We start from the raw sequence: 24,481 nt of genomic DNA, 5'->3' as shown, positions 1-24,481 counted from the left end.
CCTGTCATTCAATCATTCTGCGGCCGACGACTCTTTGCGTATGCCGAACCGGTTCATCAGGTCATACAAGGTCGGGCGGCTGACGCCCAGTACTTCGGATGCCTTGGCGATATTGCCATTGACGCGCGACAGCACACGGACCACGGCGCGCTTCTCCGCCTCATCGCGCACCTGGCGCAGGTTGAGCGCGGCGAAATCTTCTTCCACGGCTTCAAGGCCCAGGTCGTCGGCAGAGATGCGTGAGCCGTCAGCCATGATCACTGCACGCTTGATGCAGTTCTCCAGCTCGCGCACGTTGCCCGGCCAGGCATGCGCCTCGATGGCGGCAATGGCATCGTCAGCGAGGCTCATGCTGCCGCGCTTGAGCTCTTGCGCGAAGCGCTGCACAAAGGCGTGCGCCAGCAAACTGGCATCGCCGTCACGGTCACCCAGTGCGGGAATATCGACGACGATTTCCGCCAGGCGATAGAAAAGGTCCTCACGGAAGCTGCCGTCCTTGATGCGGTTGCGCAAATCCTGGTGGGTCGCGCACACCACACGCACATCGACGGGAATTTCTTCACGCCCACCGATACGCTCGACGGTGCGCTGTTGGAGGAAGCGCAGCAACTTGGCCTGCAGCGCCATCGGCAAGTCGCCGATTTCATCGAGGAACAACGTGCCCTTATGCGCCAGCTCGAACTTGCCGGGCGTCTGCTTGACTGCCCCAGTGAAGGCGCCGCGCTCGTAGCCAAACAATTCGCTTTCGAGCAGATTCTCGGGAATGGCGGCGCAATTGATGGCGATGAAACGCTCGGCCTTGCGGCCCGACTTCTCATGCACACCACGCGCCAGCAATTCCTTGCCGGTACCGCTCTGGCCCAACAGCATTACGGTCGCCGTGGTGCCGGCCACTTTTTCGATGGTGCGACAGATGCGCAACATGCCTGCATCGCGGGTGATCAGGCCACCCAAGGCACTGCCTGTCTGCTGATTGGCAAGGCGGCGATTTTCCTCCTGCAGATCGTACAAACGGAAGGCACGGTCAATTGTCAGCTGCAGGAATTCCGGTTCAAAAGGCTTGGCGAAGAAATCGTAGGCGCCCAGACCCACGGCACGCACCGCGTTCTCGCGATCATGCTGGCCGGTGAGCATGATCACCTTGGTGTCGGGTGCCAGGGCAAGCACCTCTTCCAGCAGGCGGAATCCTTCGCTGGTCCCATCCGGTTCAGGCGGCAAACCCAGGTCCATGGTGATGACCGCGGGCTCATGGCGACGCAACTGGGCGATGGCAGATTCGCGGTCCGAGGCCAGCACGACCTCGTAACCGTCGAATGCCCATTTCATCTGTTTCTGCAGTGCCGGATCGTCTTCAACGATCAACAGCACGCGCGCCTTATCGGAACTGCTCTCTGCCATGACATCCTGACCCGAAATTGGTGACTGCCGATCTGGTGGTTGCCGGAACCCGCTGCCGCTGCTCAACCGCGACGCCCGAGGGGAATGAGGATCACGACCGACGTTCCCTGCCCTACTTCGCTGGTTACCTCGACGCGCCCGCCAAGTTCAACCACGTATTGCCGCACTTCGTAGGCACCTATGCCCATGCCGCTGTGCTTGGTCGTCTGGAATGGCCGGAACAGGCGCTCCCGCACGAACTCGGCGCTCATGCCACAGCCGGTATCCGCCACCTCGAACCGCAGGAAATCCTCTTCGCGGCTCAACGACACTGAAACCTTACCATGCTCGGGTGTCGCTTCGATGGCATTCTGCACGACGTGCCCGAATATACGGTGCAGCCGTTCCGCATGGGCCAGCACCCCGAGTTCGGGCTCCGCTGTCAGAGTCAGCTGCGGACGCAACAGGCTGCGCTCCGAAACCAGCCTGTCGCACAACTCGCTGACATCCACCCAGCGTTTCTGCTCGATGGGCTCCTTGTTCTGCAGCTGGGTCATGAGGCCACGCATGCGCTCGGCGACGTTCTCGACGGTCAGCAACATGTCGGCCTGGAACTCCGGATTGTCCTTGTGTCGCGCAGCGTTCTTGAGCAGCAGTGAAAGCTGAGCGACGAGGTTCTTGAGGTCATGCACCACGAAGGCAGACATGCGGTTGAACGAGTCGAACTTCTGCGCTTCCAGCAGCGCTGCGATCGCCTGCGCGCGACCGAGGTAGCTTGCCGCCTGCCCCCCGGCGGTCTTGAGCAGATCAAGCACCTCCCAGTTCACCTCGACACTGGCGCGTGCCGTACTCAACACCACGAAGGCCAGCATCTCCCCACCACTGATGAGTGGCACGATGAGCCAGGCGTCCTGCAGGGACGACAACCAGCCCGGCACCGTGATGCCATGATAGAGACCCGGACGAGAGCGCCACTCTTCGAGATTGACGATCCAGCCCTGTGCCGCCATGAATGCCGCGAGCGGCGCGTCACGCGGCTCCTCGCCCTCTCCCAGCGGATAGTTGAGTTTGGCGCGTGGGCGGAAGACACCATCACCATCCGGCATCCAGATCACACCACCTGGGCTCTCCACCAGTTCGCACAATGCGCCGATGATGCTCTGCTCAAGCGTGTTCTCGCCTCCCTGCGCGCCTGACAGAGCCTGCGTAAACTTCAGCCAGGACTCGCGATAGTCATAACGCAGCGCGAAGAGATGTTTCCCGACCCACACCCGCAGCTTCGCACGGAAGGAACCTGACACCGCCACCAGGGCCAGCAACATCAGGCCGCCGAACATCAGCGCCGTTTGCAACGCGCCGCCCCAGGTGCCGCCGAACCAGCGCACGTAGTAACCCACCGCTGCAATCATGAGCAGGTAGACGCCGGATGCAGCCAACGCCGTCGAGTGGAAAACCAGTTGCCGCGACACGGTAATGCGGAAAGTCCAATCACGGCTGCGCGTCGCCGCCATCACCAACAGCGGCGCCATCAAAGCATGCACCGCCGTGCGCACGGCCATCACGTCCGGGTCAGGCTTACCCAGCAGCGCGGCTTCGGCAAACAGGTAAATGTCAAAGCACTGAACACAACCCAGGCCCAGCGCAAGCGGCTTGATGCCCCAACGCGCGCTCTCCGGATAATTGCGATACACCTGCTCCAGCAGCACCAGCAGCCACACCGACAACAACAGGCCGGCGTAGTGCATCCAGCGCGTCAGCCCCACCACCTGGTCGGACACCACGACCATTGCCAGCGACACCAGCACGACGCCCGACGCAACGCGCCGGACCGAGCGCACGCCCGAACTCTGGCGTGCGTCGCTGACGACCTCCAGCAAGCCAACCAGGAAGAAGCCCCAGATCGCGGGGCGCAGCACTTCGGCCAGCAAGGCCGGCCATAACGGCAACAGCCCCACATGACGACTCTCGTCGAGTGCTGCCAGCGCGGCCCACACTCCGGAAGCCAGAACTGCGGCAATCAGGCGCGCACCCAGCTTGCCGCCCCGCCAACCCAGCCAGAGGTACAGCGCCAGACAGCCGAACACGACGGTCGCCAGACAGGCAGACCAGAAGCGGATATCGGACAGGGAGGAATCCATCAGGCTTGCCTGCATAAAGAAAAGGCCCCGCACCGGCGGGGCCCCGAGTTTAGCGCACAGCGCCAGCGGGCGTTCAGTGCGCGCCCTCCCCGGTCAGCACCACACGCACAGTCTCGGCGAGCACCATGATGTCGAGGAACAGCGTGTGGTTCTTGACGTAGTACAGGTCGTACTGCAGCTTTTGCACTGCATCATCGACCGACGCGCCATATTGGTAGCGCACTTGCGCCCAGCCCGTCACGCCCGGCTTGACCGAGTGGCGGACGGCATAGAAAGGGATCTCGCTGGTCAGCTGATCGACAAAGAACGGACGCTCCGGACGCGGACCGACCATGCTCATGTCACCCATCAGCACATTGAACAATTGTGGCAGCTCGTCGATACGCGTCTTGCGGATCAGGCGACCAATACGGGTGACGCGATTGTCATTGGCGCTGGCCCAACGTGGCTTGCCGTCTTTCTCGGCATCGCGATACATCGAACGGAACTTGATGACCTTGAAGGTGCGACCACCCTGCCCCACACGCTCCTGCTTGTAGAGCACGGGAAAACCGTCTTCGATGGCAATGGCAATCATCGTCAGCAGCATGATGGGCGCAGTCAGGGTCAGCAGCAGAAGGGCTGCCGAGACATCGAAAGCACGCTTGACCATGGTGCGCAGGTTGCCCTGACGGAAGCCTTCGCCGTAGATCAGCCAGCTGGCACGCAGTGAGTCGAGGCGCACCTGGCCTCGCACACGCTCGAAGAAGCACGACAGGTCGAGCACCTTGATGCCCATGAGCTTGCAATCGAGCAATTCGGACAAGGGCAAGGTGCCACCACGACGCTCACGCACCGCAACGATGATCTCATCAACCTCCAGCGAGCGCGCCACATCAAGCAATGTCTTGTCAGCAGCCGGCTGCAGCACGCGGGACGGTTGCACCAGGGACTCTTCAAACCCCGGCACAGGCAGGAAGCCCACCACATCCAGACCCGGGTGGTGCGGATGAGTCAAGCTGTATTCGACCGATGCCGCCTCGCGACCGGTACCAATAACCAGAATGCGACGACGCCACATCGTGCTTGTTGTCGCGCGACGCGAAACACCACGGGCCAGCAACACACCGCCCAGCAGCATGATCACGGTCGCATCCAGCGTAGCGAACGCCTTGCCCCATGGCAGCAGGCGGAATACAGCCCAAGCCACCGGCACGCTGAACAACACTGTCAGCAAGACCCGAGCGAGCATGTCGCGGAAGGATGGATCACGGCGGCTGCCATACAGGCCCAGAGCACTGCTCAGCGCCACCATGACGACGGCAAACACCAGTGCAGACGGCACCACGGCAGTCAGCCCCGAAACCACCTCACCGCTGACGTAGAACGCCGCCAGCAGGATGCCGCCGAAGAGCACCAGGACGTCAATCAGGACCTGGTACACCGCACTCGACGGGAAATAGTGGTTGAAAAGACGCAGCATGCGGTTCCCTCGTTTGTTCTCTCTGCGGACTACCGGCGGGGCCTTGCCCCTCTCGGTCCGTATCCCTGTTTTGCGCAATCGCCGACCAGCGGACGAACCATATTGGAGCGACGCGAATGTTGCCGTGACAGATGCCACAAAGGTTCAATCAGCGGCTGTCCAAGCGGGCAGTTTGCCCGTCCGGGCAGCCCGGCAAAGCGGACCTGACATCCGCATGGATTCTCGGTTGTGCCTGTTACAGCAAGCACGTCGTCCGTTCATCGCCGCGCTTCCGCCCAGCCCTCATGGGTACGCTGTCAAGCGATCCCGCCGTCCACATTCGGCTTCTCGGGGCAACGCAGTTCTGCCTGATCGCAGCCTGCGTGCGAAAGGCTACAATTATGGCATGCCGCGGTGCAGCAGCATATTGCGCCGAGCCATCATGCGATCCGCCAGACATAACAGGCTTAAGGGTTCGCAGCCCGTTCTGCCTCTCAAACTCGCCTGCGAACAGATAAAGACTGCGCCACACAACGCCGCAGCCCGGAACTCACTCGATGACCCGTCCTCTCCTTGCTCCCGGCAGTGTCGCCCTCGTTGGCGGCGGTCCGGGCGACCCCGAACTTCTCACTCTTCGCGCCGCGCGCATCCTCGCCGTTGCCGAAGTGGTCGTGCACGATCAGCTTGTCAGCGACGCAGTGCTCTCACTCGCACCTGCGGAAGCCGAGCGTATCTATGTCGGGAAAGAGTCCGGCAAGCACACACTGCCGCAGGCGGAAATCAATGCACTGCTGGTTCGCCTCGCCCTGGACGGCAAACGCGTCGTGCGCCTCAAGGGCGGCGACCCCTACGTTTTCGGGCGTGGCGGCGAAGAAGCGCAGGATTTGCGCGCCGCCGGCATCCCGTTCGAAGTCGTGCCGGGCATCACCGCGGCCTGCGGCGCCGGGGCCTATGCAGGCATTCCACTCACGCATCGCGATCATGCGCAGTCGGTCGTTTTCGTCACGGGTCACCTCAAAGACGACAGCACCGATCTCGACTGGCCCGCACTGACGCGTGATCAGCAAACCGTCGTTGTCTATATGGGCGTGCTGTCGCTGCCCGAAATCAGCCGCCAGCTGATCGCCCACGGCATGCCGCCCGACCGGCCGGCCGCATGCGTGCGCCGCGCCACGCACGCGAGCCAGTGTTGCATCACCGGCACGATTGCCAACCTGCCCGAACGCGTCATCGCCGCCGGCATCCGCCCACCTGCCCTGCTCATCATCGGCAATGTCGTCAGCCTGCACGACACTCTGAACTGGTTCGCCGCAACGCATGACTGAAGCTCGCAGCAAGGCAACACCCGAAGAGGAATCGCTGTTCTCACTCTCCTGGCCCATCTTCGTCGAGATGGCCTTGATGACCGCCATCGGCACGCTGTGCCTGTGGCTGGCTGGCACCCTGTCGGTCGGCGCTGTCGCCATCTTCGGCCTGTCGAACCAGTTCCGGCTCGTGCTCGACCGAATCTTCCGCGTCGTCAGCATCGGCGCCAGTGTGCTCGTCACACAGCACCGTGGCGCGGGTGACGCCGCCGGCGCCATCGACCTCGCTCGTGCCGGCTTTACCACCGCCCTGTGGCTGGGCGCGGCAGCCGCGTTGCTGCTCGGCGCCTGGCCGGAAGGCATGCTTCGCCTGCTGAACCTGCCGCCCGAGCTGATGGCTGAGGCCGCGCCGTTCATGCGCGTTCTGGCTGTCGGCCTGGCCATCGAGGCGGTCAACCTGACCATGTTCTCGGTGCTGCGCGCCTTCAAGTACACGCAAGTGTCGATGCGCCTTGTGATGGCCGAGAACGCCCTGCACCTGATCGTCGCCGTGCCGCTGGTGCTGGGCGCCGGCAGCTGGCCGGGGCTTGGCCTGATTGGTCTGGCTTGGGGCTTTCTCGTCTCGCGCGCAGTCATCTTCGTGCTGCTCATCGTCGTCTGGCGCCAGCGTCTGCAGATTGGCCTGCGCCTGCGCGACGCTTTTCGCATCGCCCGCGAGCCGCTGCGTGCCATTGCACGCCTCGGTCTGCCGAGCGCGGGCGAGAAGATCATCTTCCGCGTCTGCTTCATGGCCACCGTCGCCATGGCCGGCAGCATGGGTGCCGCCGCGCTCGCTACGCATGCCTGGACCATGAACATCATGTCCGTCGTGTTCACTTTCGTGGGTGCGCTCAGCGCCGGGGCCGAAATCCTTATCGGCCATCGCACCGGGGCCGGCCACGTGCGCGCTGCAGACGACATGATCCGTCACGCCACGCGGCTGGGCCTCATCGGCACCATCGTTCTCAGCATCCTCACTTGGCTTGTCGCGCCCCACCTGATCTTCGCCCTGAGCCACGACCCCACGGTGAAGACGCTGCTGTCGTCTATCCTGCTCATCGAGATCTTCGCTGCAGCAGGTCGCTCGGCCAACGTCACCCTCATGGGCGGCCTGCGCGCCACGGGCGACGCTGTGTTCCCGGTGCAGATGAGCGTGTTCTTCAACGTCGTCATGGGCACCGGGCTGGCGTGGCTGCTGGGGGTCTTCTTCGGACTGGGCCTGCCCGGCCTGTGGCTGGGCTACCTGGCCGACGAAAGCCTGCGCGGCCTGGGCATGTTCTGGCGCTGGAAGACGCACGGCTGGGTGCCGCTGGCTCATGAGTCGCGGCGGCGCATCCTGCGTCGCTTGCGTACGGCATGAACGATCAGAGGCCCTGACCAACCGGCTCAGGCGACGCGCAACAACACCAGAGCCAGTTTTTAAGGCTGCAGCGCTGCGCGCAAGGCGGCCGCAATCTCCGCGACGGACCACGTCGCCTCTTCGAACAGGCGCGGCATGGTCAGAAAGCCGTGGATCATGCCCTCCACCTCGCGGTAGATGCAGCTCACGCCCGCTGCCTGCAGGCGCTCGGCATACGCCTTGGCATCATCCGTCAGCGGGTCGCACTCCGCCGTCAGCACCAGCGCCGGCGGCAGATTATGAAAGTCGCTCGCCAGCAAGGGCGAAGCGCGCCAGTCCAGCTTGTCTGCATCGGCCGGCAGGTAGTTGTGCTGGAACCAGCCGATCGACGCGCGATCCAGAAAATGTCCCTCGCCATACAAGGTATGTGAGCAACGCGTACTGGTCTGGTCGGTCGAAGGATAGACCAGCACCTGCAGGCGGATTGGCAGATCTCCCGCCTCCCGCGCCATCAGGCATGCCACCGCCGCGAGGTTGCCGCCCGCCGAATCGCCACCCAGCGCTATGCGCTGCGCATCCAGCCCAAGCCCCGCACCCTCGCGACGCAGCCATTTGAGGCAGTGCCATACATCCTCCAACGCAGCGGGGAAAGGATTCTCCGGCGCCAGTCGGTAATCCAGCGCCAGCACGGCAGAGCCCGCCAGCGCGCTGAAGTGCTGGCACAGCACCTCGTAACCCGCGAGGTCGCCCAGCGTCCAGCCACCACCATGCAGCCATACGAACACTGGCAGCGGTCCGGTGGCCGCTTCAGGCTTATACAAGCGTGCCGCCAGCGGCCCGCCCGCAAAGTCGCGCCGCGCAATCTCCAAAGCCTCCATCGCCACACCTTCCGGCGCTTCGCCACGGTATGCAAACAACAGTTTGTGGAAGTTGCGGCGCGCGTACTCGACCGGCTGATCGTGCAGACGCGGCGCCTCGACTCGGCTGAGCATGTCGAGCAGGGTTCGGACGCGGTTATCGATTGGCATGGCGTGACGGCTGAAGGCAACACTGCGGTGCGGCATACTACCGCCTCAGCCCTGATGATCGGGCGCGCAAGTCACCACAGACTGCAGGTCGCATGGCCTGCGCAAACCGGCCATGTGCGGCTGAAGCCGCACCTACAGTCTCAACACACGCATCGGTATGCCCATGAGCCAGGACGCACTCGACTCCCTCCGCATCGACCGCCAGCCCCTCAAGGCCAAGCGCCGTCGCCACACCGGCCGCTGGGTCGCGCTGGCTGTCGCCCTCATCGTCGTCGTAACCGTCGTTTTTGCGCAGAAGAACAAGCCGCTCGAAGTCGAGACCACGCGCGTTACGCAAGCGTGGCCCGCACAGGGCCTCACCGTGCTCAACGCCACCGGCTACGTCGTCGCCGACGCCAAGGCTGCCGTCGCGTCCAAAGCCACGGGCCGCGTCGAATGGCTGGGCGTGCGTGAGGGGTCGGTGGTCAAGGCTGGCGAGGTGCTCGCGCGCCTGGAGAGCGGCGACCTGCGCGCACAGCGTGCGCAGGCCGTTGCCAATGTCGAAGTCGCCAACGCGCGCCTCAAGCAATCCGAAGCCGAGCTGATCGACGCAGACTTCAACCTCAAGCGCCAGCAGGATCTGCGCGCGCAGGCCTTCGTCGCACAGTCCGCCGTCGATGCCGCCGAAAACCGCGCCCGCCAGGCGCGCGCCACTGTCGCCGCGCAAGCCGCCGCCGTGCGCGCGGCCGAAGCGGCGGTGAAGGAAGTCGAGGTCGCGCTCGACAACACCGTCATCCGTGCCCCCTTCGCCGGCGTCGTGCTCACCAAGCAGGCCGACGTCGGCGACGTCGTCGCCCCTTTCAACGCCAGTGCCGAATCCAAGGGCGCCGTCGTCACCATTGCCGACATGAACACCCTGGAGATCGACGCCGATGTCTCCGAGGCCAGCCTCGCCAAGGCTCGCGTGAGCCAGCCCGTTGAGATCCGGCTGGACGCCCTGCCCGACGTGCGCCTCGCCGGCCACGTCTCGCGCATCGTGCCCACCGTCGACCGGAGCAAGGCCACCGTCAAGTTCAAGGTCAAATTCGACGAAAAGGACGCCCGCGTACTGCCCGACATGAGCGCCAAGGTCGCCTTCCTCGAACGCGTCCTCAAGCCCGAGGAACGCACGCCACGCATCGCCGTGGCGGCAACGGCACTCGCCGGCGACACGGTCTTCGTCATTGAAGACGGCATCGCGAAAGCGCGCGAAGTCAAACGCGGTGGCGCGCTCGGCGATCTCGTCGAGATCACGCAAGGCCTCAAGCAAGGCGATATCGTCGTCGACAAGCCCGACGCCAGACTCAAGGACGGCGCCCGCATTGCGGAGAAAAAGTCTTGAGCGAGCGCGGCGCCGTCGAGCCCATCATCACCCTGCGCGGCGTCAGCAAGCACTACCAGCGCGGCGGTGAAATCATCCCCGTGCTCAAGGACCTCAACTTCGACATTGCGCGCGGCGAATACCTCGCCCTCATGGGTCCCTCGGGCTCGGGCAAATCCACCCTGCTCAACCTCATCGCCGGGCTCGACCAGCCCAGCAGCGGCAGCATCCTCGTCGGCGACATCGACATCGCCCAGCTCACCGACAGCGAACTCGCCGACTGGCGCGCTGCCCACATCGGCTTCATCTTCCAGTTCTACAACCTCATGCCCGTGCTCACCGCACAGGAGAACGTCGAGTTGCCCCTGCAGCTCACGCCGCTCTCGCGCAGCCAACGCCGCGAACGCGCCTTCACCGCGCTCGAACTCGTCGGCCTCGCCGACCGCGTCAAGCACTACCCGTCCGAACTCTCCGGCGGCCAGCTGCAACGCGTCGCCATCGCCCGCGCCATCGTCAGCGACCCCACGCTCATCGTCGCCGACGAACCCACCGGCGACCTCGACCGCAAATCCGGCGAAGAAATCCTCGCCCTGCTCGACCGCCTCAACCGCGACCTCGGCAAGACCATCGTGATGGTCACCCACGACCAGCGTGCAGCAGATGCGGCGCGCGCGGTACGGCATCTGGACAAGGGGGAGTTTTCGGAGCTGGTAGTAAATCGGGGGTAACTCGACACGATGGCATCCAATAAGAACCAACATTTCGTCCCTCGGTGCCACCTGCGTCCTTTCACCTTGAACGGTGAAAACGCCGCAATAAATGTGTTGAACTTGGATCGAAAGAAATTAATTCCTAATGCTCCGGTAAAGAATCAATGCTCGCGGGACTACTTCTATGGTCAAGACGAAAATCTAGAAAAGGCCATCCAGATCATTGAGTCCAAATATGGACAGGCGCTGATTGATCTGACCAAGAACCGCTTCATCCCAACGGATGACATCAAAGACGTCTTGAAAATTTTTTGGTTGTTCCAGCACCAACGAACCGAAGCCGCAGCGCTTCGCGCTGTTGAATTGGCTGAAGCGACCGCCGCTGCAGCCAACATTCCAACCGGCAAATACACACTTGAAATCAAGGCTGCCGTTCAGATTGCATGCAAAGCATTTCTAACATTCATGCATGAAATCGACGACCTTAAATTCTGCGTAATCAAGAACAAAACTGACTTCCCCTTTGTTACATCTGACAATCCAGCAGTCCTGACAAACAGATGGCGGCTAGAAAAAGATCGAATGCCCGGGCACTCGTTTGGTCTTGGTTCGGCTGGAATGTTGGCGCTCCTCCCGCTAACTCCAAAGTTGTTTTTTCTCGGGTACGACGGAGATGTCTACAACATACCCAACGAACGTGGTGTTGCGACGATAAGGAGTGTGCGAGACGTAAAGGCCCTAAACCAACACCAATTTCTTCAGTGCGTAGCCAACGTTTACTTGCATGACGCAAGCTACGAAAAGGCGCTGATTGAGCACTTCACAGAAGTTGAACCGATCCGCCCGAAACGTCGCCATATCGTTAACTACGCGCAGCTGGACAGCGTCTTCGACGGCCGCGAGAGATACGTCCTCGTACCGCCGACTGAACGCGATCCGTCTAAGGAATCCATATTGCACACCCGAATCATCCACCCTAAACCGGGAATGTGGCCTAGCCTGATCCGCCTACGAACAAATGGATCTGTCTATACCAATGGAACGGGTGCTGGCTATGTCAGGTTCGTCAGGGCTCAGACAGAATCAGCAAGGCCGTTCTGGAAAGAACGGCCTTGAAAAGCCATCCAGCGTCGTACTCTCCTCCACAGCAACCTTATGCTCACCCTCATCCTCCGCTTCGCGATCCGCAACCCGCTGCGTCACCGCCTGCGCACGACGCTGACGCTCGCGGGCATCGTCGTCGCCGTGCTGGCTTTCGGGCTGCTGCGCACGGTGGTGTCGGCCTGGTATGCGGGGGCGGATGCCGCGTCAGACAAGCGGCTGGTCAGTCGCAGCGCGATCTCGCTGACCTTCACGCTGCCGCTGGCTTACGCCGAACGCATCCGCGGCGTGGAGGGGGTGGCGGACATCAGCTGGGCGAACTGGTTTGGCGGCGTGTATTTCGAGCCGAAGAATTTCTTTCCGCAGTTTGCGGTCGACGCCAACAGCTACTTCCGCCTGTATCCGGAATTCGTGATTGCGCCGGAACAGCTCGATGCCTTCAAGCGCGACCGGCGCGGGGCGATTGTCGGGCGCAAGCTGGCAAACCGCTATGGCTGGAAGCTTGGCGACGTGGTGCCGCTGCGCGGCACGATCTTCGCGGGCAATTACGAGTTCATCATCCGCGGCATCTACGATGGGGCGCGCAGCTCGACGGATCAGAACCAGTTCTTCTTCCAGTGGGACTACCTCAACGAACGCATCAATCAACTGTTCCCGAAACGCGGCAACCAGATCGGCGTGTTCATCATCGGTCTGCGCGACGGGCGTGATGCGGCAGCCGTGTCGCAGCGCGTCGATGCCGAGTTCAGGAATTCGCTGGCCGAGACACTCACCGAAACCGAAAAGGCCTTCCAGCTGAGCTTCGTGGCGATGACGGGCACCATCGTCGAGGCGATCAAGCTGGTGTCCTACGTGATCATCCTCATCATCATGGCCGTGATGGCCAACACCATGTCGATGTCGGCACGCGAGCGTACGCGCGAGTACGCCACGCTCAAGGCACTGGGCTTCCGCCCCTGGCTGGTGTCCGCGCTGGTGTACGCCGAGTCGCTGGCCCTAGCGCTGGTGGCGGGCGGACTGGGCATCCTCGCGACGGGGCCAGTGGCGCGCTCGGTGGGTAGCGGGCTGGACAACATCTTCCCCGTGTTCGAGGTTGCCCCCGTCACCGTGCAGCAGCAATGGCTCGCGGCGCTGACGATCGGCATCGTCGCGGCCAGCCTGCCGGCGCTGCGTGCGGCAAAGGTGAAGGTGGTTGAGGGCTTGAGGCAGGTGCAGTGATGGACATGAGCACTTCCGGGCTCTCGCGATACCTCGCGCACAGCGCGGTCATCGACTGCAAGCATCCTGCCGTGGCGGCGATGGCGCACGAGCTGACGCGGGGACTGGACGACGAGCACACCAAGGTGCAACGTTGTTTCGAGTTCGTGCGCGACGAGATCCGCCATAGCTGGGACTACCGGCAAGGCCCGCTGACCTGCAATGCTTCCGACGTCCTGCAGCATCGCACCGGCTACTGCTACGCCAAGAGTCACCTGCTAGCCGCCCTGCTGCGCGCGAACGGCATCCCCGCTGCGCTGAGCTACCAACGTCTGTCGGTGGGAGACGGCGGCGCGCCTTATTGCCTGCATGGCCTCAATGCGGTGTACCTGCGGGCGCATGGCTGGTACCGCATCGACGCGCGCGGCAACAAGCCTGGCGTTGATGCACGCTTCTCGCCGCCACGCGAAGCGCTGGCCTTCTCTACGGCTGAAGCGGAAACCCACGATCTGCCGGGCCTCTTTGCGGAACCGGTGCCTGCCATCGTCGCCTCTCTGGCGACACACAGCGACATCGCTGCCCTGCATGCCGACCTGCCCGACGTGACACTAGCCGACTGGCTGCGTCTGCACTCGGAAGCACGCAACGCCGCCATCCCGATCGAAGCTGCGAAAGCTGCGAAAGCTGCGCAGAGATGACTTCACGTTCAATCGCCTCCACGCCGTCATTCCCGCGAAGGCGGGAATCCAGTGACGTTGGCGTGAGCGTCGCAAAGTCGCTGGATTCCCGCCATACCCCTCTCCCCCACCCCCTCTCCCGCAAGCCGGCGAGGGGAGCTTCGTGCAGCTTCGCTGCCTGTAAAACTGGCGGGAATGACGGGCATTTGGGTGCCGCATGAAGATCACCACCCGCATCCCCCTCAACTACATCTGGCGCAACCTGCTGACGCGCCGGCTGACGACCGTGCTCACGGCGGGCGGCATGGCACTGGTGGTGTTCGTGTTCACGGCCGTGCAGATGCTCGAAGCCGGCCTCAAGGCAACGCTGGTGCAGACGGGCCAACCGGACAACGTGATCATCATCCGCGCAGCATCGGAGACCGAGGTGCAGAGCTCGCTGGACACGGCGCAGTCGCACATTCTCGAAACCCTGCCGCACATTGCGCGCGGGCCGGGCGGTGTGAGCATGCTGTCGAAGGAGAGCCTGGTGCTGATCTCGCTGATAAAGAAGGACACCGGCGGGCCATCGAACGTCACGATCCGCGGCACACGCGCGCTGGGTCTCAGCTTGCGGCCGCAGGTGCAGCTGATCGAAGGACGCATGTTCCGGCCCGGCAGCAACGAGATCATCGTCGGCCGCAGCATTGCCAATGGCTTCGAAGGCGTGGGCCTGGGCCAGACGCTCAACTTTGCGCGTCGCGACTGGCAGGTAGTGGGCGTCTTCGATGCGGGCAAAACGGCATTCAACTCCGAGGTGTGGGGCGACGCCGAGCAGATGCAGCAGGCGTTTCGCCGCACGCTGTATTCCTCGGTGATTGCTCAGCTCGACTCGGCCGCTGCGTTCGATACCGTCAAGCAGGCGATTGCAGATGACCCGCGCCTGACCGTCGAGGTCAAACGCGAACAGCAGTTCTATGCCGACCAGTCAAAGATGCTGGCTGCCTTCATCAGCATTCTGGGCACCGTGCTGTCCGTCATCTTCTCGATCGGTGCCGTCATCGGCGCGATGATCACCATGTACGGCGCAGTGGCGAGCCGCACGGCCGAGATCGGCACGCTGCGCGCCATAGGCTTCTCGCGGCTGAACATCCTCATCGCCTTTCTCGGCGAATCGCTCTTGCTGAGCCTGCTCGGCGGCCTCGTCGGGCTTGCGGCGGCATCGTTCATGCAACTGGTGTCGATCTCGACGATGAACTGGCAGACCTTCGCCGAGCTGGCCTTCGCCTTCCGCCTCACGCCGGGCATCGCGGTGGGCAGCATCCTCTTTGCGCTGGCGATGGGCTTCTTCGGTGGCGTGTTGCCGGCCTGGCGCGCGGCGCGGCTCAACATCGTTGAAGCGGTGCGTTCTGCCTGAAGAGCATCATGAAAGCCAGAACTCCTGCTGAGGCGATCAAGCTTGAAGACCTGCCCAACATCGGCCCCTCAATTGCCGACGATCTGCGCGAACTGGGCATCCACACCCTGGCCGAACTGGCCCAGCGCGACCCGCTGCGAACCTATCTCGCGCTGGGCGACCCGATGGGGCCACGCCACGACCCCTGCGTGCTCTACACCCTGCTGGCCGCGCAGCACTTCCTGACCTGCGGTGAGGCGCTGCGCTGGTGGGCATTCACTGAAGCGGGTAAAGACCTGCTGGGGAGTCGGCAGGTGATCGGGCAGGCGCCGCCTGTTCGGGTTGCCTGAAAATGCCTGCCGGGTGATAATGCGCGCCCACTCTTGCCGGGGTGGCGGAATCGGTAGACGCAGCGGATTCAAAATCCGCCGCCGAAAGGCGCGAGGGTTCGAGTCCCTCTCCCGGCACCAAATTCCCTTGTTGGGCTGTACTTTCGCCCTCCGACGCAGGGCATGCCCCATGCTCAGCCTCGACGATTTCGACTACGACCTTCCCCCGGAACTTATCGCCCAGACGGCCCTTGCCGACCGGGCCGCTTCGCGCCTGCTCGTTGTGAGCCGGGACTCGCAGCAAGACCGTGTGTTCCGCGATCTGCCGGAACTGCTGCGCGAGCATGACCTGTTGGTCTTCAATGACAGCCGCGTGCTGCACGCTCGCCTGTTCGGCCAGAAGCAGACCGGTGGGCAGGTTGAAATCATGATCGAACGCCCGCTGGGCGACCACGAAGCGCTGGCGATGATCCGCGCCAGCAAGTCGCCCAAACCCGGCAGCCGCATCCGCGTGGCCGATGCGTTCAACGTTGACGTGCTGGGGCGAGCAGGTGCTTCGGGCGAGTTTTTCCACCTGCGCTTTCCGCCGCAGGACACGGCCGTCAATTACATAGAACGCTACGGCAAGCTGCCGCTGCCGCCTTACATCGAACACGCAGCGACCGAGGCGGACGAGACGCGCTACCAGACGGTGTACGCGCGCGAACTGGGCAGCGTCGCCGCGCCGACAGCGGGCCTGCACTTCGACGATGCGCTGTTTGAAGTGCTTGCCGCGCGTGGCGTCAACAAGGCCTTCGTGACCCTGCACGTAGGCGCCGGCACCTTCCAGCCCGTGCGCGAACAGGACCTGTCGAAGCACCAGATGCATCGCGAGCTCTACAGCATCCCTACCGAGACGGTGGAAGCCATCGGCCGCTGTCGTGCGGCTGGCGGCCGCGTGATCTGCGTCGGCACGACGGCCATGCGCGCGCTGGAGTCGGCAGCACAGCAAGGCCCGCTGAAGGCCGGCAGCGATGAGACGGGCATCTTCATCACGCCGGGCTACACCTTCCGCGTGGCGGACGCACTGATCACCAACTTCCACCTGCCGAAGTCCACATTGCTGATGCTGGTGTCCGCACTCTCGGGCATCGACACCATCCGCCGCGCGTATGCCCATGCCGTGGCCCAGCGCTACCGCTTTTTCAGCTACGGTGACGCCATGTTTCTGGAAAAGCAGTCATGAAGTTCGATCTCATCAAAACCTCGGGCCAAGCCCGTCGTGGCCGTCTGCAACTGGCCCACGGCATCGTCGAGACGCCCGTGTTCATGCCGGTCGGCACCTATGGCACGGTGAAGGCGATGAGCCCTGTCGAACTTGACGACATCGGCGCACAGATCTGCCTCGGCAACACCTTCCACCTGTGGCTGCGCCCGGGGCTGAAGGTGATGGAGAAGTTCGGCGGGCTGCACGACTTCATGCAGTGGAAGAAGCCCATCCTGACCGACTCGGGCGGCTTTCAGGTGTTCTCGCTGGGCGCGCTGCGCAAGATCACCGAGGAAGGCGTCAAGTTCTCCTCGCCCATCAATGGCGAGAAGCTGTTTCTCACGCCCGAAGAGTCGATGCGCATCCAGCACGGCTTGAACTCCGACATCGTCATGATCTTCGACGAGTGCACGCCCTACCCCGCCTCGCACGACGAAGCGGCGAAGTCGATGCGCATGTCGATGCGCTGGGCGCGCCGTTCGCGCGACGAGCACGACAAACTGGGCAACAGCAACGCCCTGTTCGGCATCGTGCAAGGCGGCATGCATGAAGACCTGCGTGATGAATCGCTCGGTGGCCTGGTCGATATCGGCTTCGACGGTTTCGCCATCGGCGGCCTGTCGGTCGGCGAGCCCAAGGAAGAGATGGAGCGCATCCTCGGCTACACGGCGCCGCGCTTGCCGGCCAACAAGGCGCGCTACCTGATGGGCGTGGGCACGCCGGAAGACCTGGTGTATGGCGTGTCGCAAGGCATCGACATGTTCGACTGCGTGATGCCCACGCGCAACGCGCGCAACGGTTGGCTGTTCACGCAGTGGGGCAATCTCAAGATCCGCAACGCCGTGCATCGCGACGATACGCGCCCGCTCGACGAAGCCTGCTCCTGCTACACCTGCCGCAACTTCTCGCGCGCCTACCTGCACCACCTGGACCGCGCGGCCGAAATGCTGGGCCCGCGTCTGATGACGATCCACAACCTGCACTACTACCAGCAGCTGATGCGCGAGATGCGCGAGGCCATCGATGGGGATCGTTTTGCGGAATTCACAGTCGAATTCGCCGCTCGACGCGCCCGAGGCACAGCCTGACCCAGTCAGGCAGAAGCCTCGGGAAGCGTTTCTGGCAAGGCACGCCGACGATGACAGTACAAGTCGGCGAGGAGGCACAACGCCGCCAGGAACGCTTCCCCGAGGCTTCATCAGCTGCGGCAGCGCAATAGGGCGACCACACCCCGCCTGCTATACTCGCGGGCTTCCGATTGATCCAGCTGGAGTTTTACCGAAATGCTGATTTCCACCGCTCATGCACAAACCGCCGGCGCCGCAGCCGACCCCACCGGGGGCTTCTCCGGCATCCTGATGATGGGTCTGATGCTGGTCGTCATGTACTTCCTGATGATCCGCCCGCAGATGAAACGTGCCAAGGAACACAAGGCCCTGCTCGATGCGCTCGCCAAGGGCGATGAAGTGATGACCAACGGCGGCGTGGCTGGCACCGTTACCGAAGTGCGCGACGCCTTCGTCAAGGTCGAAATCTCCAGCGGCGTCGAGATCCTCGTGCAGAAGTCCGCCGTCGGCGCCGTGCTGCCCAAGGGCACGCTGAAGTCCGCCTGAAGCTGTCGGGAGCTCGGCTCCCGGCTCTTCTCCTTATTTTCCTGACCCCGTTCCCGCCATGAACCGCTATCCGCTCTGGAAGAACCTGTCGATCCTGCTCGTGCTGGTCATCGGCTTGCTCTACACGCTGCCGAACTTCTTTGGTGAAGTGCCTGCTGTGCAGGTGTCCTCGAGCCGTGCGACCGTCAAGGTCGACAGCAAGCTCGAAGAGCGCGTGCTCGACGCGCTCAAGACTGCCGGCATCCCTTCGACCGGCTCAATACGCGATGCCAATAGCCTGCGCGTTCGCTTCCAGAACGAAGATATACAGCTCAAGGCCAAGGATGTCATCGAGCACACGCTCAATCCCGACCCCAAAGATCCGTCCTACGTCACAGCGCTGAACCTGCTGTCTGCCAGCCCGTCCTGGCTGACTTCGATCCACGCGATGCCGATGTACCTGGGTCTCGACCTGCGTGGCGGCGTGCACTTCATGCTGCAGGTGGACATGGCTGGTGCGCTGACCAAGAAGCTGGATGCAACGGTCAATGACGTGCGCGCCCTGCTCCGTGACAAGGAAATCCGCCATGGCGGTGTGCGCAAGGATGGCGGGGCCATCGTTATTCGCGTCAGTGACGAAGCGGTGCGTGACAAGGCGCGCAATGCCATCAAGGACGCACAGCCTGACCTGATCATCACCGAGCGAAACGAGGGATCTGACCTGCTGCTGGTCGGCAACTTCTCCGAGCAAGCCAAGCAGCGCATTCAGACCGACGCGATCAAGCAGAACATGACGACGCTGCACAACCGGATCAATGAGCTCGGTGTCGCCGAGCCCGTTATCCAGCAGCAGGGCCTCGATCGCATCGTCGTCCAGTTGCCCGGCGTGCAGGACGTGACCAAGGCGAAAGACATTCTCGGCCGTACGGCCACGCTGGAAGTGCGACTCGTCGATGACACCGCAACCGAAGCGGGCCCTGCCAATGACGTCTTCACCGAAAACCGCGACGGCATCGCTGTACCGGTTGTTGTGAAAAAGCAGGTAGTGCTCACCGGTGACCGCTTCGTCGGTGCAGCCGCCAGCTTTGACCAGCATGGCAACCCCGCCGTTTCCGTGCAACTGGATGCCGCCGGTGGCCGTGTGATGCGCCAGGTGACGCGCGAGAACATGAAGAAGCGCATGGCCATCATCCTGTTCGAAAAGGACAAGGGCGAGGCGATTTCGGTCGCCACCATCCAGGGGGAATTCGGTAACCGCTTCGAAATCACGGGTCAGTTCAGCAGCGAAGAAACAAACCGCCTGGGCATCCTGATCCGCTCCGGCTCGCTGGCCGCCCCGATGCAGATCATCGAAGAGCGCACCATCGGCCCAAGCCTCGGGGCAGAGAACATCAAAAAAGGCTTTGATTCCACGCTGTGGGGCTTCATCGCCATCGCCGTGTTCATGTGCGTCTACTACGTGATGTTCGGCCTCATCTCCACGCTGGCGCTAGGTGCCAACCTGCTGTTGCTGGTGGCCGTACTGTCCATGCTGCAGGCCACACTCACCTTGCCGGGCATTGCGGCTATCGCGCTGACGCTGGGTATGGCTATTGACGCCAACGTGCTGATCAACGAACGCATCCGCGAAGAATTGCGTAATGGCGCAACCCCACAGGCTGCCATCACGGCCGGTTACGACCGCGCATTCGACACGATCCTGGACTCCAACATCACCACCCTGATTGCCGGCGTGGCGTTGTGGGCGTTCGGCTCGGGGCCCGTGAAGGGCTTCGCGACCGTGCATTGCCTCGGCATCCTGACCTCGATGTTCAGCGCCGTGCTTGTCTCGCGCATGATCGCCAACTTTGTCTATGGCCGTCGTCGCAAGCTCGACAAGATTGCCATCGGCCAGATCTGGAAACCGGACGCCCAGTAAGGCGCCAGGAGCTCAACAAAAATGGAACTCTTCCGCATCCGTAAAGACATCCCGTTCATGAAACGGGCCCTGATCTTCAACGTCATCTCGCTCGTCACCTTCCTGCTGGCCGTGCTGTTCCTCTTCACACGCGGCCTGCACCTGTCGGTCGAATTCACCGGCGGCACGGTCATGGAGCTGGCGTACAAGGAGGCCCCGCAGCTGGAGCCGATCCGTGGCGCCATGGAGAAAATCGGCTACGCCGACGCTATCGTGCAGAACTTCGGTAGCTCGAAAGACGTGATGATCCGCGTGCCCAACCGCGGCACCGAGAATTCAGCCAAAGTCTCCGAAAAGGTGATGAGCAGCATCGCCAGCATCAGCAGCAGCAAGCCGGAGCTGCGTCGTGTCGAATTCGTGGGTCCGCAGGTCGGCAAGGAGCTGGCACAGGACGGCGCGATGGCCCTGCTGGTCGTGATCGTCGGCATCGTGGCCTACCTTGCCATCCGTTTCGAATGGCGTTTTGCCGTGTCCGCCATCATCGCCAACCTGCACGACGTGGTGATCATCCTGGGCTTCTTCGCGTTCTTCCAGTGGGAGTTCTCGCTACCCGTGCTGGCTGCCGTGCTGGCGGTGCTGGGCTACTCGGTCAACGAATCGGTGGTGGTGTTCGACCGGGTCCGTGAGACCTTCCGCAATAGCCGCATGCGCGGCCTGTCCGTGCCGGAAGTGCTGGACCACGCCATCACCAGCACCATCTCGCGCACCATCATCACGCACGGCAGCACACAGATCATGGTGTTGTCGATGCTGATCTTCGGCGGTGCCACCCTGCACTATTTTGCCTTGGCGCTGACCATCGGTATCTGCTTCGGCATCTACTCTTCCGTGCTGGTCGCAGCTCCGCTGGTGATGTGGCTGGGCGTGTCACGCGAACAGTTCATCAAGGCTGTCGTGAAGAAGGAAGAGGCCGTCGTCTGAGACGCAGTCTTCTACCCAACAAAAAAGCCCGGCATGCCGGGCTTTTTTGTTGGTTGGAACAGGCTTGGTCTTCCGTGTCGGCCAACTTGACGCCAAGGCCATCAAAATACGCGCAACACGTTGTTTTACCTGGCAAAACACCTTGCAAGTCTCTGAAATACAAACAAAACATTGCAGAATGATTTCAGGAAAGCATGCTGGCACCAATGTTGCAAGCCGGATTGGTAGCTTTCCGATCCTGAGGACCCATCAATGAAACTCGCGAAATTTCTTGCCGGCCTGACCTTCATCGCCGTATCCGCAAGCAGCCAGGCCACCCTCGTCAATGGCGGCTTTGAATCCGGCCTGAGCGGCTGGACGACTTCCGGACTGACCTGTTCCGGAGTTGGCGGCAGCTTCAGCACCGCTACGGGCGGTTGTTTCGGCATGGACTCCGACCCCGGTGCACACAGCGGCAGCAACGCCTTGTACCTCGGCACAGCAGCCGGCGGCGGCATCGTCAGCCAGAGTGTCGCCACGAATTCGGGTGCCACTTACCACATCACCCTGTGGCTGGCCAACGGCGCTTACAACGGCACGCCGACGCCCAATTCACTCGTCATCACCTTCGACGGTGCAAGCCTGCTGAGCCTGTCAAATGCTCCGGCACAGGCTTACACGTTCTACGAATTTGATGTTGTTGCTTCGGGCTCCAGCGCCGCACTGGTCATGACCAACAAACAGACTCCATCGTTCTGGGTACTGGATGACATCACCATCACTGAAGTCCCCGAACCTTCTACTCTGGCCCTGTCCGCACTGGCCGTGCTCGGCCTCGCCGGCGCGGCACGTCGCAAGACCGCCTGAGCCTTGCTGCGGCACATCCGGATGGATGTGCCGCTTGATGTATCGCCCTCGTCAGCGTGCAATACGCAAGGCGTTGAGTACCACCAGCAGGGAGCTGGCTCCCATCCCCACCCCTGCGCCAAGTGGCGACACCCAGCCCATCATGGCGGCGGGAATCGCCAGCAGGTTGTAGGCCGCAGCCCACACAAGGTTCTGGCGGATGATGGCCAGACTGCGACGCGCAATGCGCACACCTTCCGGCAAGCAGGAGATGTCATCGCGCAGCAGCACGATGTCCGCGCTCTGACGCGCCAGATCGGTGCCCCCGCCCATCGCAATCGACACATGGGCCTGCGCAAGCACGGGCGCGTCGTTAACGCCGTCCCCGACCATCGCCACCACGTGGCCCGCGGTCTGCAAGCTCGCCAATGCCTGCTGCTTGCCCTCCGGCGTCATGCCGGCCCGTGCGTCTTCAATGCGGCATTGCGCAGCAGCCCTGCCCACCGCCGCCTGACTATCGCCACTGAAGACACTGAGTCCTCCGAATGCACGCAAGCGCTCCAGCGCCATCGGCGCTTCGGTGCGCAACGCATCGTCGAAGCTGAAGGCAGCCAGCCAGCGTCCGGAGCTGACGAGCAGCACATCGCTCGACGCTTCTGCAAGACTGACCGGACAAGGGCTGCCAGCCAGGCCCGCAACGAATTCCTGCCGCCCGATGGCGTATTCGACGCCTGCCACAACACCACGGAGCCCTTGCCCGGTAACGGCCGTCACGGATTCTGCGAGCGGAACGACGGATACCGCAGTCAGTACGGCGCGTGCGATGTGGTGCCCGGACTGCGCCTCTAGCGCTGCGGCAAGCTGCAGCGCTTCGTCTCGCGATATGCCATCAGCAAGGTGCACAGCCTGCAGCTTTACCCGCCCCTCACTCAGGGTGCCGGTCTTGTCGAACACGAAGTGATCCACGCGCGCCAGAGTTTCGATGGCATGCCCCCGCGTGACCAGAAGCCCCGCGCGCGCCAAAGCCTCGCTCGCGACGGTCAGGGCAATGGGTGTAGCCAGCGACAAGGCACAAGGACAACTGACCACCAGAACGGAAACGAAGACCCACAGGGCACGATCAGGCTGGGTCTGCCACCACAGTGCCCCCGTCAGCACGGCCATGAGCAGCAGGATGAGCACGAACCAGCCAGCAATACGGTCAGCCAGCTCGGCAACACGGGGGCGATGCGCTGCTGCACGCTCGACCAGTCGCAGGATTCCCGCCAGACGCGTCGCGTCTCCCACACCTGTCGCCCGCACGCTCAAGGGGCTGCCGCGATTGATGCTGCCTGCCAGCACGCTGTCACCCGTTTCGCGCCGCTGCGGCCGGCTCTCGCCAGTCAGCCAGGACTCATCGAGTTCGCTGCGTCCCTGAGTGATATATCCATCGACGACCACGGACTCACCCGGCAGTACCCGGATGGCATCTCCTGCACGCAGCTCGTTGCTGGCAACGCGCTCCTCGCTACCGTCCGCCGCCACACGTCTTGCGAAAACCGGCACCAGCCGCCCCAGTACCTCGGCGCCACGCACAGCACGCTGACGCGCCAGCATCTCCAGATAGCGCGCCCCCAGCAGGAAGAATACGAACATCGTGACCGAGTCGAAGTACACCTCACCACGACCGCTGATCGTTGCCCACAGGCTGGCCAGGAATGCGCTGCCAATGCCCAGCGCGACAGGAATATCCATGCCCATGCGCCGCATGCGCAGATCACGCCAGGCACGCTGAAAGAACGGCGCCGCAGAATAGCCCACAACGGGAACCGTCAGAAGCAGACTGGCCCAACGCATCAGGCTCGCAGCCCAGGGGCTGAGGTCACCGTCACCAGCGATGTAGGCCGGATAGGCATACATCATCACCTGCATCATGCCCAAGCCTGCGACCAGCACGCGCCACAACGCTGTCTTGCGCTCACGTCCGGCGACTTCTTCACTGCGCTGCGGGTCATAGGGCCAGGCCCGATAGCCAATCGCCGCAACGGCGGCGAGGATGCCTGAAAGCTGCGCCTGCCCTTCACCCGAACCTTCACGCCAGCGTATGCGCGCACGGCGAGTGGCGAAGTTGGCATGAACGGCCGTCACGCCCGGCAAACGGGCCAGATGCCGTTCATTGAGCCACACACAGGCCGCACAGGTCACACCCTCGAGAATGAGATCGGCCTCCCTCTCATCATCCCCGATGGGACGCACGAATCCTTGTTGAAAGCCGGGATTGTCGAACAGCGTCAGTGACGCAAGCGATTCAGGAATAGCCTCGCGGGGAGATTCCGGCAGGCTGTCACGATGGCGGTAATAGTCGACAAGCCCCCCCGCAACAATTGCCGACGCCACAGCTTCGCAACCGGCACAACACAGCCGGCGGGAAGCGCCATCAATGACGAGCTGCCAGCGCGAATCAGAGGGGACAGGCAGGCCGCAGTGATAGCACTCACCCACCTCGGCTTGCTTCACAGGGGGCATGCCGGCAGAAGCGCCTGCGGTCATGCCCACACTGGGACCCC

At 63.0% G+C, this 24,481-nt stretch carries 20 protein-coding genes and 1 tRNA gene; 16 read left to right on the top strand and 5 right to left on the bottom strand.

Annotated elements, in window-relative coordinates; genetic code table 11:
* Positions 1-12: 12 nt before the first annotated feature.
* The 3 genes from prsR to ABEA02_RS04660 all read right to left on the bottom strand — a co-directional run bounded on the left by prsR (position 13) and on the right by ABEA02_RS04660 (position 4,977).
* The gene (gene prsR / locus ABEA02_RS04670; RefSeq protein WP_345531692.1) at positions 13-1,398 is read right to left on the bottom strand and encodes a PEP-CTERM-box response regulator transcription factor; all 1,386 of its coding nucleotides are present in this window, start codon (positions 1,396-1,398) and stop codon (positions 13-15) included.
* Between the two features lie 62 nt (positions 1,399-1,460).
* Positions 1,461-3,515, bottom strand: coding sequence for an XrtA/PEP-CTERM system histidine kinase PrsK (gene prsK, locus ABEA02_RS04665; RefSeq protein WP_345531691.1), 2,055 nt, complete (start codon positions 3,513-3,515; stop codon positions 1,461-1,463).
* Between the two features lie 73 nt (positions 3,516-3,588).
* Positions 3,589-4,977, bottom strand: a complete 1,389-nt coding sequence (locus ABEA02_RS04660; protein ID WP_345531690.1) for a TIGR03013 family XrtA/PEP-CTERM system glycosyltransferase — start codon at positions 4,975-4,977, stop codon at positions 3,589-3,591.
* 536 nt (positions 4,978-5,513) lie between these two features.
* Here ABEA02_RS04660 and cobA point away from each other — a divergent pair.
* Together cobA and ABEA02_RS04650 are read left to right on the top strand one after the other, a co-directional pair.
* Positions 5,514-6,281, top strand: coding sequence for a uroporphyrinogen-III C-methyltransferase (gene cobA / locus ABEA02_RS04655; protein ID WP_345531689.1), 768 nt, complete (start codon positions 5,514-5,516; stop codon positions 6,279-6,281).
* A complete protein-coding gene (locus ABEA02_RS04650) occupies positions 6,274-7,659 on the top strand; it encodes an MATE family efflux transporter (RefSeq protein WP_345531688.1) in 1,386 nt (461 codons plus the stop codon). Before cobA ends, ABEA02_RS04650 begins: the two co-directional genes overlap by 8 nt.
* 59 nt (positions 7,660-7,718) lie before the next feature.
* Here the strand turns inward: ABEA02_RS04650 and ABEA02_RS04645 are convergent, their stop codons facing one another.
* A complete protein-coding gene (locus ABEA02_RS04645) occupies positions 7,719-8,666 on the bottom strand; it encodes an alpha/beta hydrolase (protein WP_345531686.1) in 948 nt (315 codons plus the stop codon).
* Positions 8,667-8,829: 163 nt separating this feature from the next.
* On the opposite strand from ABEA02_RS04645, the gene ABEA02_RS04640 reads away from it, so the two are divergent.
* The 14 genes from ABEA02_RS04640 to ABEA02_RS04575 all read left to right on the top strand — a co-directional run bounded on the left by ABEA02_RS04640 (position 8,830) and on the right by ABEA02_RS04575 (position 21,956).
* Positions 8,830-10,026: an efflux RND transporter periplasmic adaptor subunit gene (locus ABEA02_RS04640; protein ID WP_345531685.1), complete on the top strand. Its 1,197-nt coding sequence runs from the start codon at positions 8,830-8,832 to the stop codon at positions 10,024-10,026.
* Positions 10,023-10,733, top strand: a complete 711-nt coding sequence (locus tag ABEA02_RS04635; RefSeq protein ID WP_345531684.1) for an ABC transporter ATP-binding protein — start codon at positions 10,023-10,025, stop codon at positions 10,731-10,733. Before ABEA02_RS04640 ends, ABEA02_RS04635 begins: the two co-directional genes overlap by 4 nt.
* A 9-nt stretch (positions 10,734-10,742) precedes the next feature.
* Positions 10,743-11,831, top strand: a complete 1,089-nt coding sequence (locus ABEA02_RS04630; protein ID WP_345531683.1) for a DUF4238 domain-containing protein — start codon at positions 10,743-10,745, stop codon at positions 11,829-11,831.
* Between the two features lie 39 nt (positions 11,832-11,870).
* Positions 11,871-13,034, top strand: coding sequence for an ABC transporter permease (locus tag ABEA02_RS04625; protein WP_345531682.1), 1,164 nt, complete (start codon positions 11,871-11,873; stop codon positions 13,032-13,034).
* Between the two features lie 5 nt (positions 13,035-13,039).
* Positions 13,040-13,711: a transglutaminase-like domain-containing protein gene (locus tag ABEA02_RS04620; RefSeq protein ID WP_345531681.1), complete on the top strand. Its 672-nt coding sequence runs from the start codon at positions 13,040-13,042 to the stop codon at positions 13,709-13,711.
* Between the two features lie 196 nt (positions 13,712-13,907).
* Positions 13,908-15,086, top strand: a complete 1,179-nt coding sequence (locus ABEA02_RS04615; RefSeq protein ID WP_345531680.1) for an ABC transporter permease — start codon at positions 13,908-13,910, stop codon at positions 15,084-15,086.
* 8 nt (positions 15,087-15,094) lie between these two features.
* Complete coding sequence (locus ABEA02_RS04610) at positions 15,095-15,415, top strand: helix-hairpin-helix domain-containing protein (RefSeq protein WP_345531679.1); 321 nt, start codon at positions 15,095-15,097, stop codon at positions 15,413-15,415.
* 35 nt (positions 15,416-15,450) lie between these two features.
* Positions 15,451-15,535 (top strand) — tRNA-Leu (locus ABEA02_RS04605).
* A 49-nt stretch (positions 15,536-15,584) separates the two neighbouring features.
* Positions 15,585-16,619: a tRNA preQ1(34) S-adenosylmethionine ribosyltransferase-isomerase QueA gene (gene queA, locus ABEA02_RS04600; protein ID WP_345531678.1), complete on the top strand. Its 1,035-nt coding sequence runs from the start codon at positions 15,585-15,587 to the stop codon at positions 16,617-16,619.
* Positions 16,616-17,728, top strand: coding sequence for a tRNA guanosine(34) transglycosylase Tgt (gene tgt / locus ABEA02_RS04595; RefSeq protein WP_345531677.1), 1,113 nt, complete (start codon positions 16,616-16,618; stop codon positions 17,726-17,728). Before queA ends, tgt begins: the two co-directional genes overlap by 4 nt.
* Positions 17,729-17,923: 195 nt before the next feature.
* The gene (gene yajC, locus ABEA02_RS04590) at positions 17,924-18,253 is read left to right on the top strand and encodes a preprotein translocase subunit YajC (RefSeq protein WP_345531676.1); all 330 of its coding nucleotides are present in this window, start codon (positions 17,924-17,926) and stop codon (positions 18,251-18,253) included.
* 58 nt (positions 18,254-18,311) lie between these two features.
* Entirely contained in the window at positions 18,312-20,150 is a 1,839-nt protein-coding gene (secD, locus tag ABEA02_RS04585) for a protein translocase subunit SecD (protein ID WP_345531675.1), read from the top strand.
* A 21-nt stretch (positions 20,151-20,171) separates the two neighbouring features.
* The gene (secF, locus tag ABEA02_RS04580; protein ID WP_345531674.1) at positions 20,172-21,110 is read left to right on the top strand and encodes a protein translocase subunit SecF; all 939 of its coding nucleotides are present in this window, start codon (positions 20,172-20,174) and stop codon (positions 21,108-21,110) included.
* 252 nt (positions 21,111-21,362) lie between these two features.
* Positions 21,363-21,956, top strand: coding sequence for a PEP-CTERM sorting domain-containing protein (locus ABEA02_RS04575; protein ID WP_345531673.1), 594 nt, complete (start codon positions 21,363-21,365; stop codon positions 21,954-21,956).
* Between the two features lie 51 nt (positions 21,957-22,007).
* Here the strand turns inward: ABEA02_RS04575 and ABEA02_RS04570 are convergent, their stop codons facing one another.
* A complete protein-coding gene (locus ABEA02_RS04570; RefSeq protein ID WP_345531672.1) occupies positions 22,008-24,440 on the bottom strand; it encodes a heavy metal translocating P-type ATPase in 2,433 nt (810 codons plus the stop codon).
* Positions 24,441-24,481 lie beyond the last annotated feature (41 nt).

Source organism: Viridibacterium curvum, assembly GCF_039544165.1.
Classification (GTDB): domain Bacteria; phylum Pseudomonadota; class Gammaproteobacteria; order Burkholderiales; family Rhodocyclaceae; genus Viridibacterium; species Viridibacterium curvum.
The sequence above is the reverse complement of the archived record's forward strand: the minus strand, read 5'-3'. Positions and strand labels throughout refer to the sequence as shown.